Source organism: Pseudomonas sp. PD9R, from assembly GCF_019200975.1.
Taxonomy (GTDB): domain Bacteria; phylum Pseudomonadota; class Gammaproteobacteria; order Pseudomonadales; family Pseudomonadaceae; genus Aquipseudomonas.
This window is the reverse complement of the sequence record NZ_JAHTMR010000001.1, coordinates 924,684-940,019: the sequence shown is the minus strand read 5'-3', so window position 1 is coordinate 940,019 and position 15,336 is coordinate 924,684. Positions and strand designations below refer to the sequence as shown.

The window sequence follows — 15,336 nt, the reverse complement described above, 5'->3', positions numbered from 1 at the left end:
TTTTGAGTGATAGCTTAAATAAGCGGTTATACGTATAACCTAATAATCACACCCAACTTGAAGAGGTGACCAACCGTGAGTCGAGTCTTGTATCTATACGGTGGCTGGCCCGGCCATTTTCCCTATGAAATTGCCGCCTGGGCCCGGACCGTTTTCCAGGAGCTGGATTTCGACGTTGAAGAGTCGACAGACATCTTCACATTGGACAGGGATTTGACCGGTTACGACCTGATCGTGATTGGCTGGAACAACGCGGTCACCACTGAAACGCTGACGGCCTCGCAGGAAACCCGCCTGCTCGAAGCGATCGAAAGCGGCACCGGCCTGGTGGGTTGGCACGGTGCGGGCGCGGCCTTTCGCGCAAGCCTCAAGTACCACTGGGTGCTGGGCGGATCGTTTCTTGAGCATCCGATGGGCGAAGGCTTTCCCCACCCTTACCAGGTCAACGTCATTGACCACACGCATGAAGTCACTCAAGGCGTCGAGGATTTCGAGGTCCGTTCCGAGCAGTACTACATGCAGGTTGACCCGAACATCCATGTGCTCGCCGAAACCACGTTCGATGGCAACCCGTTCCCATGGATCAAGGGCCACCGCAGCCCGGTCGCCTGGGTTCGCCAGTGGGGCCTGGGGCGCGTGTTCTATCACTCGATCGGGCACGACACCAGCAACCTCGCCGACCCGAATATCCGCCGTCTGACCAAGCAGGGCCTGAACTGGGCAACCCGCGGGCGCGCAGAAGGAAACGGCAAATCCGCCGCATCCACTCCACTTTCATCAACCCAAGGAGTCCTGTCATGAGCAAATTGACCGGCAGCCAGATCGTGGCACAAACCCTGAAAAACTACGGTGTCGAGTATGTCGCCGGTATTCCCGGCCACGGCATCTGGACACTCACCGACGCCTTCCTCGAAGAAGACTCGAAACTCAAGTTCATCCAGGTCTTCCACGAGCAGAGCGCAGTGCACCTGGCGGATGGTTACTACCGGGTTGCCGGTAAACCGATGGCCGCTGTCACCTCCATCGGTGCCGGTGCCACCAACACCATTATCGGCCTGGCCACCGCGTTCACCGACTCCACCAGCCTGATGCTGATCACCGGCGGGCCGCCCACGCACATGCGCGGCCATGGCTTGCTGCAGGAGTTGGAACGCTACACCGACAACGACTTCCCGAAGATCGCCGAAGCCGTGACCAAGCGCCACTGGGTTGCCACTCGCGTGGAAGAATTGCCCTTCATGATGCACCGCGCCTGGAGCGCGATGGTCACCGGCCGGCCTGGTCCGGTGCACATCGAAATCCCGATGGACGTGCAGGCCGAGGCGGCTGAAGTAACCTTGCACGCCCTCGAAGAACGTACCCCGATCGGCAAAAGCTTTCCGGACCCGGCGGCCACCGCCCAGGCCGTGGAAGAACTCAAAGCCTGCCAACGTCCGGTGCTCGTCATCGGCGGTGGCGTGATCACTGGCGAAGCGCATGCCGAGATCCTGGCCCTGGCCGAAGCCTTGAAAATCCCGGTGGTCACTACCTGGAACGGCAAGAGCGGTTTCCCCGAAGACCACGAATTGTTCGCTGGCAGCGTTGGCCAGACTGGCACCTTGTGCGGCAACAAAGTGGCTTCCACCGCCGACGTGATCATCGCCGTGGGTTGTCGTTTCACTGACTGGTCGTCATCGAGCTACGCCAAGGGCGTGACCTTTGCCATTCCGCCGTCGAAGCTGATTCACATCGACATCGATCCGCACGAAATCGGCAAGAACTACCCGGTGACCGTGGGCATCTGCGCCGACGCCAAATACGCCCTGGCCGCCATCGTCGAAGGCCTCAAAGGCTTCAGCGTTGAACGCGAGCAATACATGAATGACCTCGCCGGCTATAAGGACGAGTGGGAAACCAAGCTCGCCGGCCGTCGTGATTCCGACCGTTTCCCGTTTACCTCGCAACGCCCACTCGGCGCACTGCGCAAGATCTTCCCGCGCGACACCATCGTCGTGGTCGGCTCGGGCAACACTCAGGGCGCGGTGAAACAGACGTTCCCGGTCTACACCCCGCGCACGCACCTGACCTCCGGTGGCTTCTCGTCGATGGGTTGGGCAGTCCCTGCCGCAATCGGGGCTAAACTGGCGGCACCGAATCAACCGGTGGTGTGCATCCTTGGCGATGGCGACTTCCTGATGACCTCGCAGGAAATTGCGATCTGTGTGACCAACAACATTCCCGTGATCTTCATGATCCAGAACAATGCCGGCTACATGTCGATCCGCGGTGGCCAGCGCAAGCAGACCAGCCGCCACATCGGCACCGAGTTCAACCACCCGGACGGCACGCCATACAGCCCGGATTTCAAAGCGGTCGGTGAAGCCTTCGGCCTGAAATCCTACCGCGTGGAGCGTCCGGAAGACCTTGAACCGACCTTGCAGGAAGCCCTGGACCTTAACGTACCGGTGCTGATCGAAATCCCGACCGACCGCGATGCGGCCGGGCCGTGGGTGCCGGGCTGGTGGGACTTCCCGATTCCGGAATACATCACTGACGAACGTCAGGATGAGTACCGGGTGTTCCGTCAGTCCGAGCAGCATCTATAAAAACCGGAGCGGCTCAAATGAGTGATGCATTGATTTCGCATCATGCAGAGCTGAATCCACAACCGGGGGTGCCGCGCGAACCGCGCGCCCTCGACGTGGTGACACCTGATGCAGATGGCAATATCAACTGTGATGTAGTGATTATCGGCTCGGGCATGGGCGGTTCGACCTTCGCCCATGCCTTGCGCGATAGCGGGCTAGACATTGTTATCGTCGAACGGGGTGATTTTCTGCCGCGAGAAATACAGAACTGGAGCACCGAATCGGTTTTCGCAGAAGGCCGTTATCGCAACGCCGAGCAGTGGCTGGACGAATCCAATCAACCGTTTTCACCCGGCGTGTTTTATTACGTCGGCGGAAATACCAAGTTCTACGGCGCGATGCTGCCACGGTTTCGTGAAGAAGATTTTGCCGAAATCCGGCACGCCGAAGGCTTGTCCCCGGCCTGGCCGATCAGCTACGCGGATCTGGAACCCTGGTACGCCGAGGCGGAAAAACTCTACCGGGTTCATGGCCTGGCCGGTGTTGATCCCAGCGAGCCCTGGCGTTCGGGCCCTTTTCCGCAGCCCGCGCTCAAACATGACCCCGCCCTGGCCCCGCTGGAACAGAGCATGCGCCGCTCAGGGCTCAAGCCCTTCGTGATGCCGGCCGCGGTGGATTATGGCAATGGTGGTGACTGCGTACTGTGTTCGACCTGCGACGGCTATCCCTGCCTGCTGGACGCCAAGGCTGACGCCGAAGTTTCCGCCTTGCGACCGGCCCTGCGCAGCGCAAGCGTCCGACTGCTGACCCGCACCACGATCAAACAACTGAGAACCGCTGCGGATGGCCGAACGGTCACCGAAGCGCAGGGCCAGATCGATGGCCGCGACGTGACGCTGCGCGCCAAACGCTTCGTACTCGCCTGCGGTGCGGTGAACAGCGCGGCCCTGCTGCTCAAGTCAGCGAACGAACAACACCCCGAAGGCCTTGGCAACAGCTCAGGACAAGTGGGTCGCAACTACATGGTTCACAACAGCACGTTCATGCTGGCGGTCGACCCACGACGCAAGAACAAGGTGATCTTCCAGAAGACCCTGGCCATCAACGACTGGTACAGCGCTGGCGCAGATAACGCGTTCCCCTTGGGTAACGTGCAGATGCTGGGAAAAATCCGCGAACCCATGATCACTTCCATGCGCCCCTGGTTGCCAAAATTCGCTTCGCGCTACATCACCGACCATAGCGTCGACCTGTACCTGACCTCGGAGGATTTGCCGACGCAGGACAACCGGATCACCTATGACAAGCAACGCGATGCGATCAAGGTCCATTGGCAACCCAACAACCTGACAGCCCATGAAGGCCTGGTGAACAAAACCAGTAAGGTCATGCGCGCAGCGGGTTACCCGTTGATCCTGAAAGCACGCATGGGCATTGCCACCAATTCGCACCAATGCGGCACGGCGGTCATGGGCAAGGACCCGGCGTCAAGCGTGCTGGACGTCAACTGCAAGATGCACGACCTGGAGAACGTCTGGGTTGTCGACAGCTCGTTCTTCCCGTCGTCGGCCGCGGTGAATCCGGCACTCACCATCGCCGCCAACGCCATGCGGGTCGCGGCGAACTTCCAGCGCCTGGTGTGTTGAACGGCATGGGGTGAACCGAAAGGCTGCGGTGTAGCGTTTACACCGCAGCCTGGCGAATGAACGCGTTTAAACGTCCTGCACCTTTCGGGTCGAACTGCGCACGATCAGTTTGGTGGGGAAAATCTTCTGCACAGGTTCGAGAGGGGTGTCGGCCGGTGCGTTCAACTGGTCGGTCAAAAGCCTTGCGGCGCACACGCCCTTCTCCACGATCGGCTGGCCGATGGTAGTCAGACCGAGCTGCACCGCCTCGGGAATGTCGTCAAAGCCAATCACCGAAAGCGCTTGCGGAACCTCGCGATTGAGCGCGTGAGCCGTTTTCATGCAAGCGATCGCCATCACATCCGAACAGGCAACTACCGCCGTGATGTCGTTGGACGTCAGCAAGGTGAATGCCGCCGCTTGCCCGGACGTCGAATCAAGCCCGCCGGCTTCGATAATACTCAAGTCCTCGAAGGCCAGGCCAGCCGCGCTCGCCGCCTCCACGTACCCGGTCAGCCGCTCTCTGACAATGCGCTCACTGGCATGTTTGAAGCGATGCTGATCAATCGGCCCCCGATAACCGTCAGGATTCAGACGGTCGATGATGACCCCTATTTTGCGGTGCCCCAGATCCAGCAGGTGTTGCATCTGCGTCTTGGCGGCACCCCGGTCATCAATCCCGACAAAAAAAGCACCTTCCACCAGCGGTGAGTCCATCACCACAAACGGAATGTTCTGTTTGACCACCGCCAACACCGCCGGATGATCATCAGGCAGGGTCGAGATAATCAAACCGTCGACCAGCCCGCGCAGCGCAAGACTGCCGTGATTGGCCGCAGGCGTCCGACCGACAAGCCGGTTGTTATTGAGCGGGAACAGCGTCAGCGCGACGTTCTCCAGCTCTCCTACCTCGCTGATCCCGCGCAACAAGGCAATGGTGCAAGGGTCGGCAAAAGCCAGGGACAACTTGTCCATCATCATCAACCCGATCGCCCCGATCTTGCCCGAGCGCAGGCTGCGCCCCAGCACATTGGGCCCCGGATAGCCCAGGGAAGCGGCTACCTCAAGGATATGCTCACGCTGGGCCTGGGACAGTTTGGATGGGCGATTGTAAGCGTAAGATACCGCCGGCTGAGACACCCCCGCCGCCAGTGCTACATCTTTCATTGAAACGGATGCCATCGCTTGCTTCCCAACCTTTTTGAAAACCTCATGCGAGGTCAGTGAAAAAAAACACCATGCGCTCAGTGTAACCGTTGAGGCGAAACCTTCGGAACCAGTCGCGTGGCGCTGATCATGATCGCGATCATCAGCGAGGCAACGGCAAGCAGCGCCGAAGACAGGCTGGTTGCGTTGGCGACAAAGCCGATGGCTGCCGGCCCCATCAATATGCCGAGGTAACCCAGACTGGTGGCAGCGGCAATGGCCAACTCGCCCGGCATTGTCTGTTGCGCACCCGCCAGGGATAAGTAAACCGGAGCAATATTCGCCAAACCGGTGCCAATGACCGCAAACCCCAGCAGGTTGAGCAGCCAGTCATCTATCAGCACGACCATCAGGAATCCCAGAATGACCACAACACCGCCGCCGATGAGGACCACACGCGAACCCAGTTTCGGCAGAATCCGGTCACCACTCAATCGTCCCAACGCCATCATCACCGCAAACGCCGCGTAACCCAGGCCGGCAATCGAATGTTGCACGCCTCGCACGTCAGCCAGAAACACCGCGCTCCAGTCGAGAATGGCGCCTTCAGCGAGAAAGGCGAACAGGCAAAGCACACCCAGCAGTAATACTTTTCGGGTTGGCCTGACAAAAATCGGGCTGCTTTCGTCACCGCTGCGTCCTAGCAGTTGTCGACCATGTGTCAGGACAAACACGATCAATACTGCAATCACCGCACTGCTTGCCATTAAAGGCGTGGCGCCCAGCCATAACAGTGCGGTGATACCCGCAGCACTGACAATCGCGCCCAGGCTGAACAACCCATGGAAACCGGACATGAGTGAGCGCCCGGTAGCGCGCTCAACCATCACCCCTTGAACGTTCATCGTCACGTCGACCGCCCCGCACCCTGCCCCGAACACCGTCAGGGCAACCATCAATCCAGCAAAGGAATGGGTCGTCGCCAACAGGGGCAAAGTCAGTAATACCAACGCGATACCCACGTGCATGGTAAAGCGGCAACCTCTCCTGGCATTGAGTATGCCTGCCAGCGGCATCATCACCAGCGAACCCAGGCCAAGGCATAGCAACAGTAAGCCTAACGCGCCATCGTCGACCCCGGTTCTCGAGCGCGCATAAGGCACCAATGGTGCCCAAGCCCCCATGCACAGTCCTGACAGCAGGAACGTCGACCGATAGGCGAGCATATGAGGCGTGGAGCACGGCAGTAACAATTCTTGAGACGACACGGAAACCTCGGTGCTCGGATCAATCTGAGTTATACGTATAACTCAAAATCTGACATTCGGCCACAGCACCCGAAAAAACCAGCCTACTTAGCCCAGCGTATACGAAGGCCAAAACGGTAGCTCGATGGTCAATTATCTGGAAACAGTTGACAGCCCTCCAGCGCTCGATGTTATTTTCTGAAAAGTTATACGTATAACTCTTGTTCGCCTTAACTTGCTTTTGCATGAACACCCAACAAAAACAAAAGGGACAATGCAGCGTGATGAACAGCCTTCAACAAACACCGATTCCCCTGCGCATTCGCAAGGCGCGTATCGCGACTTTTCTCGGTTTCATGATGATCGGCGCCATGATGTACATCTGGTCGACCGGGGTAAGCGTCTTCAGAACACAACTAGGCTTTACCGGTGAACTGGGCGATGCGAATTTCGGACTGATCGCGCTCGGGGTCGGCGTCGGTTCCGCTGCGGGTGCACTGCTGGTCGGCCGTTTACTTGACAGCTTCGGTGCAAAACCGGTGATCACGGTGTGCGCACTCGCCTATCCCCTTTCCATTATTCCGCTGGGCTTCGTCAGCGGTTTCTGGTTTGCAATGTGCTTCGGCGTTGTCCTGGGACTGCTGCGCGGCGCCCTGGACACTGCCTTGAACGCCCATGGCGTGCAGGTTGAACGGTTTTACCAGCGTTCGATCATGTCCGGCTTCCACGCGTTTTATTCGCTGGGCGGTTTTCTACTCGGGATGGCCTGCAGTTGGCTGACCGGCTTCTACTCCGACAGCGTGCAGGTGCCGTTTACCGTGCTAGGCATCGCGATGTTGATCGTCGGCGGCTTTTTCACCCGGTGGCTGCTGGGCAAGCATGATGTTCCCGATATGTCAGTCAGCGACTGGCAAGCAGGCGCGCAGTCGTCTGATGAAACAGGCAAGAGCCCATCGGCCAAAACGCTTCTGGTGATGGTTGCGCTCGGTGTCCTGCTGCTGGGCAGCATGATGGGTGAAAATGCGATTGCCGACTGGGGCCAGGAATACATTCGCCGCGAGTTCTCGACATCGACCTCGACCGCGGGCATGGCGGTGTCCATTTTCGTCGGCGCGGCGTTTATCGGACGACTGTTTGGCGATCGGCTGGCAGCTGTTTTTGGTAACTCGCAAGTGATTTTCGGCTGCGGCACGCTGTGTGTGATCGGCATGACCATCACCATCGTTGGCGGCACAGCCGTTACCGGCATCCTGGGCTTCGCGCTGTTTGGCCTCGGCCTGTCCTGCATCGCCCCGCTGATGATTTCCGCTGCCGGCCGCCGAGATCCGACACATGCAGGCCGCAACATCGGCATCGTCAATTGCATCGGTTTTTCCGGGATGCTCGTGGGCCCGGCAGCCATCACAGTGATTGTCAGCAACTTCGGCCTGAGCACGCTGATGTATTTCCCATTGATCATGCTTGGCCTGCTGGCAACGTTTGGCCCCCTGCTGATAAGAGCGCCAAAAGTCGATGCGAGCTCAAAAAAACCAGCAGTGCCTAAATCATCGGCGAGTTACTGACCACGCGCAGTGCCAAGCCTTCGTAGGCATCGAGGGTGATAGTGAATTCACCCTCAGGCGTGAGATCGCCTTCGACCCGTTCGTTGATGATGTCGACCACCGGGCCTGGCGCAATATTGGGCAAGTGCAAGGTTTCGGTGATCGGTGTCGAGCCAAAGTTCAGCGCGGTGATTTGGGTGCCTTTGCCCGCCGGCAATTCGTGAACCATGATCAGCAGCCCAGGGTGCTGAACATCGGGCACCAGAATCTGCCGACTGGCCGCAATATCGTAAGCGCGACGAGCCGCAAGAATTCTTTTCAGATGCGAGGCAAACGAGTCGGGGTCTTTCAATTGAGTGGGCAGGCTGCCGTACAAGGTTTTCGGACGCGGCATCAGGCCCGCCGATAGCGGCGCATCCGGGTTCAGATCAACCAGGTCGTAGGCCCCCCGATGAATCCAGCGCGTATCGCCATCGCTCATCAAATGTGCGACCTGATCTGCCGGCAATGGCAGTGCACCCACAAGGTCCCAACCGGATAACGCGAACACGCCGGGCTGCATCGCGTTGTACATCACCAACAACAAATGAATCTGGCGGATCTGTTGCAGATCCTCGGGCGTAATTGCATCGAGGTCGCGTATCCCGAGTGCTGCGGTGATGATGCTGGCGGTGGTGCACGACACGCCGTTGGTGACAAATTTCAGATTATAGGGCGCGTGTTCGCCGGCCAGGCGTTCGTACATCTGCTCGCGAATATGCTCGCGCAAGATGTTGCCGGGAAATGTCTGGCCTTGAAAAAGGAAGGTGTCATGGGCATGCAGGGTCCAGAAGTGCACCAGTTCCAGGGTCAACTCATCATGGTTCTGCAAGGCATGGATCAGCGAGCCGGGATCAATACCCAGAGCGTGCATCTGACGCAGCATCAAGCGCAGAAACTCCGTATCGCCCATCAACAACGCATGCTGGTAGGCCGGTCGAGTGATGAAGTCGTACGACAGATCGGCGCCGCCGTGGGACATGGCGGCGATGTCGTCAACGGTCAGGTTCAGCTCCTGGAAGCTGAAGCCGCCGGCCTTGCGGATCGCCCCGCCCAACAACTGGTTGCCGGTAATCGATAACGGGTGGCTTTCGGACCAGGCGGTACCATCGAGCTTGCGTTCTACGCCGAGAAATCCGTTGGCGTCGAGGCGCAAGATTTTCGCCCCCATGACGTCGATGGCGTGCAGCGCGTCGCCGATGATCATCTGCTGCGCGGCAAACGTCGGGTCCAGCCAATTCAACGACGGCTGCCCTTCCTTGAAGTAATGCAAATACACCCAGCGTCGCGGCTTGCCATCAACGCCGACCACAATCGGTGTCGCGCTCCAGTCGGTTTCCTTGACCCCGGGCTCGAAGAAAATCACCCGTTGCAACTGGCCGACGATGTAATGCTTGTCGCGCAGAATATCGACCTGCTGCGGGCTGAGGTTCTGCGCGTCGCGCCCTTCAGCAATGTCGGGCAGCAATGGCCAGTCCTCTTCGCGGATTTCCACCATGTGGTAGAGCCCCGGATAGTCTTCATAGGCCATCTCGGCGAGACGAAAATCCGCGCCTTTGCCGGTATGAGACGGAATGACATCATCGATGATGACCGCGTTGTGCGCGGCGGCCATACGGGTCAGCGCCTGAAGCTGCGCTTCAGTGCCCAGTTGCGGGTCGATGTCGAAACTGATGCGGTCGAAATTTCCGTCGATCGTCGGGGTATGTTCAGTCCCCCTCAACCCACCCGACATTTTCAGAGGGCCATTGTGGATGCCCTGGATGCCGATTCTCGACAGCGCATGCCACAGGCTTTCATCACCCAGGGCTTCCAGTACGGTGCCATTTTCACGGGTAACTATGGAGGCCGGATACGCGGTAAACCAGACCGAAGCCAGGGCCGATGCGTCACGGGGCCGGGTATGGGCATAAGGCTGTTGCCACAAGCGACCTTGCCCGCAATAGAGTTTGGCCCGCTGCCTCGCGGTATGCAGCATGGATTGCTCGACCAGCCATGCCACTTGGTTTTTTTCAGCAGTCGTCATAAAAACCATTACCTGTTGTCGGGGTAAAACTGCGATCAGCCATTGCATCCATAGCAATACCAATGACTCCACTCATCTTTGTATGAGGCCAAGGCATGGCATTCGTTGCATTGGGTTTGGCTTGCCAGGTAGTCATGCCCGGTCGATACCGAACAGGTTGGACGGGCGTAATCGAAGGAACCAGCCCCTGTGATTACCTCTTCGTCGATTGCCTTTGAAATTGCGCAACTGCCTGCTCCAGGTTCAGGAACAGGCATGCCTCTCCCAGCGCCGAACCCAAAGGTGCCTTGATGACCATCGCGCAGACGCTTGGACTCATGCCCACCAGCCACAGCGCAATCCCTTTCTCCCCCAGGCGCTGCTGTGCTTGCGTGAGCATTTTCAACGCGGTGTATTCCAGATCGAAGACACTGCGCAGATCGAGAATCACCACGCAGGGTCTTGCCTCTTCCAGGCACGATCGCATCTTCAGGGCAACACGTTCGGCATTTGCGAAGAAGATCCGACCTTCAGGCCGAAGCAAAAGCAATCCGTCAAAATGTTCGTCATCGGCGTGTTCGGCGGACTGCGGACGATACACATTGGTGCCGGGTTTTCGCCCCAGAATATGTACTGGCGGATCGGAGACCTGATAGGCCAACGCCACCAATGAAACGATGATCGCAACGACGATACCCTGCAGCGTACCGAGAAGCATGACCCCGATCATCGCCACGACCGCCCAGATAAATTCCGTGCGGCGCACCGAAAGAATATCGCGAAATTCGGTGGGCTCGATCAGGCCTATCGAATACACAATCACCACGGCGGCAAGCGTGGCATTTGGCATCAATCCAATGAAGGGTGCCAGCAACAGACAGGTGCCCAGCGCCAACATGGCGGTGACCAGCCCGGCCAGTTGCGAGTGAGCGCCGGCCAACCGATTCACCGCCGTCTGGGTGGTTCCTCCCCCTGCGACCATAGCGCCTAGAAACGCTCCTCCCAGATTGGCAATGCCTGTCGCAACCAGTTCCCGGTTAGGTTGCGGTGAAGGCTCATCACTGAGGGCAAATGCACGCCCCGCCGCGATGGTTTCGGTAAAGCTCATGAGCGCTATGCCCAGCGCCGAAGGCCAGAGCTCAGCAACCATCGAGCCGAGGGGTAACGTTAATCCCGGCAAACCAATTGGAACAACACCGACAGCCGACACACCAAAACGCTCCAGGCCGAGCATGCTCATGCCGACAATCCCGATAGCGACCGCAATCAGCGGCGCCGGTAAACGTGGGGTAAAACGCTTCATGCCCATCAGGATCAGCACCATAAAAACGCCTACCGCCACCGTCGGCAGCGAGGCGTGCCCGACCCCTTGGACAGTGGCGAATACGTTGTGAGTGAAGCTGCCTTTTTCGATGTGGATGCCCAGCAATTTCGGCAACTGATCCAGCACGATTACGATCCCGATGCCTGCTTTGAAACCCACCAGCACCGGTTCAGAAATGAAATTGGCAACGAACCCCAGACGCAACAATCCCGCCAACACCAACATTGCACCGACCAACAAGGTGAGCGTGGCGGATGCCGCCATCAACATCCCTGGGTCGCCGGCCGGGCTGATCTGGCTGAGTGCAGAGCCAGCGAGGATGGCAAGGGTCGTGGTGGTGCTGACGCTGAGCGGGCGTGAAGTGCCAAGCAAGGCATAGATGGTCATCGGCACCAGCACCGTATAGAGCCCGACCTGCACCGGAAGGCCCGCAATGGTCGCGTACGCCAAGGCTTTGGGAATGACCACTGCCCCGGCGGTCAGTCCGGCGATGACATCGCCTTTGAGCCAGGCCTGTCGGTAGTTGCCCACCCACTCCGGTAACAACAGGTGACGCGCGGGCACCGCAGACGTCAAACCTGGTGCCTGTTCATCTGGATCGCTGCCTGGTTGATTCATGAATCGCTCCAACCGGAATGGATCTCATGCAGTGACATGATCCGATTCAGCTCATTGCGCAGTATTTCGCCGGCTCGCGCAGCCATTGCAAACCTTTATTGGCTTCGAATCGCAGGTGCCAGCGGCGATCACACCGGTTCGCGGAATTACAAATGTAGCCGGTTTGCGACGCGATCACCGGCATTGCCTGGCAGATTTCAGTCAATTCATTTTTGCCGGGGTAAACTTGATCTATCGTGATAGGCGACCTGCATCTTCTAACCGTCCAGTACAGGGGATTGACACGCCGATAATAAAACACCGATGTGCATGCACTGGAATCAACGACTCAATGAAGCATCCATGGTTAAAAAAGGACTTATCACAGAATGTGGCCACACGCTTCGCCAACCCTTCTGACCTGCATTCTCCAATTGCTGGTAGTAAACGCCAGCGCCAGCGCCTTACAGGATACGCATGAAACACTGACGATCATGGTAGAAGATGCCGCCGCGCCCTGGTCAAACAGCGACGGCACCGGTTATGCCAACGATGTAGTCGTCGCCGCCTTCAAAGAGATGGCCGTGGAAGCCAAGTTGAAAGTAGTGCCGTATTCACGCTGTAAGTACATGGTACTCAGTGGCCAGGTCGCCGCCTGCTTCAACATGAGCTGGCAGCCCGAATTCCAGGGCAAGATCAAGCTGGCTTCGCGACCGATCTTCAAAGTCAGCAATGATGTCTTCGAATCAATCAAAGCCCCCTTGCCGAAACGCCTGGACGGCCAATGTGTTTTACCGCCGGGTACTGTCATTGGTATCACCCGAGACTACGAATATTCGGCCCAGGTAATGGCACTCAAGGCCTCCGGGGTTACATTCGAAAACTCGCTGTCGGACCTGACAAGCCTGCAAAAACTCGCTGCTCAGCGCTTTCAGGCAGCAGTGATCATGAGCAATGACGTTGAGGTCAGGGACCAGAAAGCTAAACAATCGGGCACGGACAATACGGTGCGTTTCGCCTTCAATTGCGGCGTGGTGAACTCGACGATCGGCTTTAGCCTGGTGCATCCAGACGGACTGCGCGCATTGGAAATGTATGACGAGGGCTTTCGACGCATTGAGGCCAACGGTGTGCTCAAGGCGCTTCATCGGCGCTGGTTTCCAACGCTTTAGACCTGGCGACGAGCAGCGAAAAGTTGGATGTTAGAGCAAGGTTACTAGCCGGGGCTCAATCAAAGTCCCACTCACCTCAAGTAACGCCAGCGTCACCGGGAGTTTGAAACGCCTGCGCCCCGCGCTACCCGGATTGAGGAATAGCCGTTCGCCGCGCCATTCGATAAATGGCTTGTGCGAGTGACCGGTGATCACCAGCTTGATGCCTGCTTCAATCGCCACCGGGACATCAGCGATGTCATGCACCAGCAAGGTCTGCCACCCGTTGAGGTTGAAGCGCAGAGCGTCAGAGAGATTCGATGCCCATGGGGAATCCCGGTCATTGTTCCCGCGCACTGCATACAGCGGGGCAATAGCTTCCAATTGGTCGAGAATTTCAGGGGTGCCAATGTCGCCCGCGTGAATGATGCGCTCACACCCTTGCAAGGTGGCGAGAGCTTCTGGACGCAGCAGGCCATGGGTATCGGAAATAACCCCAACTTTCATGCATCGCTCCCGTTATGTCTCAAGACGACAGGCCCATTTTTCAACCTTCTATCAACACGTTCTGATCGCGTTCCCCGCCGGAACATACCCGACCAGACATCATTTATGCCCTCAAGCATAGCCCCCGTTTTCTGTTTGAATCCTTCCAAACTCGGGAACTAGCGGGTGTCCGCCGCGGCTGGATGTCAATCAACAACCGATTATTTCGCCGCCGCAAAAGCGGCGCGCTAGCCTACATTGGTTCAAACGGAGAGTTCCGGGGTACTCACTTAATTAAATGATGGGTCTACTCCTCACTGCTCCGCTGCTACGCTTTTGATTCATCGAATGGAATCGGATGTTCAGTACCAAATACGTTCGCTGGCCAGCTGAGGGCGTGGAATGTGAAAGGCAGATTGATTGCTGGCATTGTCACCATGACAATTCTCGGTGCCGTGGGTTACAGGTTGATCACATGGCATCTCATGGAGAATCAGCAACAGGAAGAGCAGTGCAAAGTGGCACAGCAGCACCTGAAGACCCTGCAGGTCCAAGCGCGGGCAATGGCTTCCGGGCTGACGGTCGAAGGATTTACCGAGGCTGAAGAGGCTGACGTGAACAAGCTCGTCTCCGCTTTGGATACTGCAAAAGATGAAAAAGAGGTGGACGCTGTCATTTCAGAACACTCTGCTGCGGTCGAAGCGCAGATTGCTGCTACCGATGCAGAGGTAAAATCCCAGGGCGACCAACCATTCCTTGGGCAGCAGCGCAAGGAGCAGCGAATAACGACTGACGTAAAACAAGAAATTCAACGTGCCGAGAAGGCTGTATCGGCGGCGTGTAGTTAGCATCAGCCTGGCAATTCGCAGTCTCACGCGCTCCTTTATTTCGTGGTTGGCAGTGGGTTCCCCCTCAATCCTCAGCCTGCGACAAACGCCGAGTCACCTGCTCCAACGCTTGACATTCCGCAGCCCCCCAAAAAACCGCTTGCACCACCGCCTCCCCACAGATCAGCGCAGCGCCGATCAGGTAACCAAACAACAGGCTGCTGCGCCTGCGGGTCAAAAAGATGACCGCGTTGCACCGCTTATCCACGGGGCAACGCGCAGGTGCGTCACTCTTTAATGAAAACACTGGGTTTCCAGCTTTAATCGAAAAACGCTTGCTTGGGACCTCACCCGCACGCCTTTGCCCGAGGCTGTCAGGCCATCGTAAGCGCTTACGCACTTTCTCAATTGACCTTGACTACCGCTGGCGGTGTCCACTGGCGGTTCATGGCCGCGGCTTCAGGCCAATAGGCTCGAACGTAGAGGGAGAAGTCGGCGCCCTTAGGCGCGGGTAGCCAGTTGCTTTCTTTGTCCGCACCCGGGGATTCGCTCTGTACGTACAGCGTCATCGAGCCATCCGCATTGGGTTTGAGCGATTTGTTCTTGGTGCCGAGGGAATAGCGGCCCAGTGGGTTTTCCGCGAAGAAATGCTGTTCGTTATACAAGGTCAGCGACCAGAAGCCCTTGACCGGCGGCAAGGCCGAAAACTCCCAAGCGCCGAGGTGGTCAAGCCGCTGTTGCAGTTCCGCAACTATGGCAAGCTCTCGAAGACAGAGACGGG

12 protein-coding genes and 1 pseudogene are annotated in these 15,336 nt (G+C 57.9%); 6 read left to right on the top strand and 7 right to left on the bottom strand.

Annotated elements, in window-relative coordinates; all coding sequences use genetic code 11:
- Positions 1-75: 75 nt before the first annotated feature.
- From KUF73_RS04285 to KUF73_RS04275, 3 genes are read left to right on the top strand one after another with little or no spacing between them, the layout of a single operon-like run.
- The gene (locus KUF73_RS04285; RefSeq protein WP_218436781.1) at positions 76-801 is read left to right on the top strand and encodes a ThuA domain-containing protein; all 726 of its coding nucleotides are present in this window, start codon (positions 76-78) and stop codon (positions 799-801) included.
- Complete coding sequence (locus KUF73_RS04280; RefSeq protein WP_218436780.1) at positions 798-2,585, top strand: thiamine pyrophosphate-binding protein; 1,788 nt, start codon at positions 798-800, stop codon at positions 2,583-2,585. Before KUF73_RS04285 ends, KUF73_RS04280 begins: the two co-directional genes overlap by 4 nt.
- 17 nt (positions 2,586-2,602) lie before the next feature.
- Complete coding sequence (locus KUF73_RS04275) at positions 2,603-4,213, top strand: GMC oxidoreductase (protein WP_218436779.1); 1,611 nt, start codon at positions 2,603-2,605, stop codon at positions 4,211-4,213.
- Between the two features lie 66 nt (positions 4,214-4,279).
- Here KUF73_RS04275 and KUF73_RS04270 read toward each other — a convergent pair whose 3' ends face one another.
- Complete coding sequence (locus KUF73_RS04270) at positions 4,280-5,374, bottom strand: LacI family DNA-binding transcriptional regulator (RefSeq protein WP_218436778.1); 1,095 nt, start codon at positions 5,372-5,374, stop codon at positions 4,280-4,282.
- Positions 5,375-5,436: 62 nt separating this feature from the next.
- Positions 5,437-6,564, bottom strand: a complete 1,128-nt coding sequence (locus KUF73_RS04265; RefSeq protein WP_218436850.1) for an MFS transporter — start codon at positions 6,562-6,564, stop codon at positions 5,437-5,439.
- Between the two features lie 305 nt (positions 6,565-6,869).
- Here KUF73_RS04265 and KUF73_RS04260 point away from each other — a divergent pair, with 305 nt between their 5' ends.
- Positions 6,870-8,147, top strand: a complete 1,278-nt coding sequence (locus KUF73_RS04260; protein ID WP_218436849.1) for an MFS transporter — start codon at positions 6,870-6,872, stop codon at positions 8,145-8,147.
- Here KUF73_RS04260 and treS read toward each other — a convergent pair.
- From treS to KUF73_RS04245, 3 genes are read right to left on the bottom strand one after another with little or no spacing between them, the layout of a single operon-like run.
- Positions 8,125-10,191, bottom strand: a complete 2,067-nt coding sequence (gene treS, locus KUF73_RS04255) for a maltose alpha-D-glucosyltransferase (protein WP_218436777.1) — start codon at positions 10,189-10,191, stop codon at positions 8,125-8,127. The genes KUF73_RS04260 and treS overlap by 23 nt on opposite strands.
- On the bottom strand, positions 10,178-10,327 hold the full coding sequence (locus tag KUF73_RS04250; protein WP_218436776.1) for a hypothetical protein: 150 nt from the start codon (positions 10,325-10,327) through the stop codon (positions 10,178-10,180). Before KUF73_RS04250 ends, treS begins: the two co-directional genes overlap by 14 nt.
- A 57-nt stretch (positions 10,328-10,384) precedes the next feature.
- Complete coding sequence (locus tag KUF73_RS04245; protein WP_218436775.1) at positions 10,385-12,112, bottom strand: SulP family inorganic anion transporter; 1,728 nt, start codon at positions 12,110-12,112, stop codon at positions 10,385-10,387.
- Between the two features lie 368 nt (positions 12,113-12,480).
- Between KUF73_RS04245 and KUF73_RS04240 the strand changes: the two genes are divergently transcribed.
- A complete protein-coding gene (locus tag KUF73_RS04240; RefSeq protein ID WP_218436774.1) occupies positions 12,481-13,263 on the top strand; it encodes an ABC transporter substrate-binding protein in 783 nt (260 codons plus the stop codon).
- 30 nt (positions 13,264-13,293) lie between these two features.
- On the opposite strand, the gene KUF73_RS04235 is transcribed toward KUF73_RS04240, so the two are convergent.
- Complete coding sequence (locus tag KUF73_RS04235) at positions 13,294-13,749, bottom strand: metallophosphoesterase family protein (protein ID WP_218436773.1); 456 nt, start codon at positions 13,747-13,749, stop codon at positions 13,294-13,296.
- A gap of 383 nt (positions 13,750-14,132) precedes the next feature.
- On the opposite strand from KUF73_RS04235, the gene KUF73_RS04230 reads away from it, so the two are divergent.
- On the top strand, positions 14,133-14,576 hold the full coding sequence (locus KUF73_RS04230; protein ID WP_256345358.1) for a hypothetical protein: 444 nt from the start codon (positions 14,133-14,135) through the stop codon (positions 14,574-14,576).
- Positions 14,577-14,959: 383 nt separating this feature from the next.
- Here the strand turns inward: KUF73_RS04230 and KUF73_RS04225 are convergent.
- Positions 14,960-15,256, bottom strand: a pseudogene (locus tag KUF73_RS04225) (DUF1214 domain-containing protein); the annotation flags it as partial.
- Positions 15,257-15,336 lie beyond the last annotated feature (80 nt).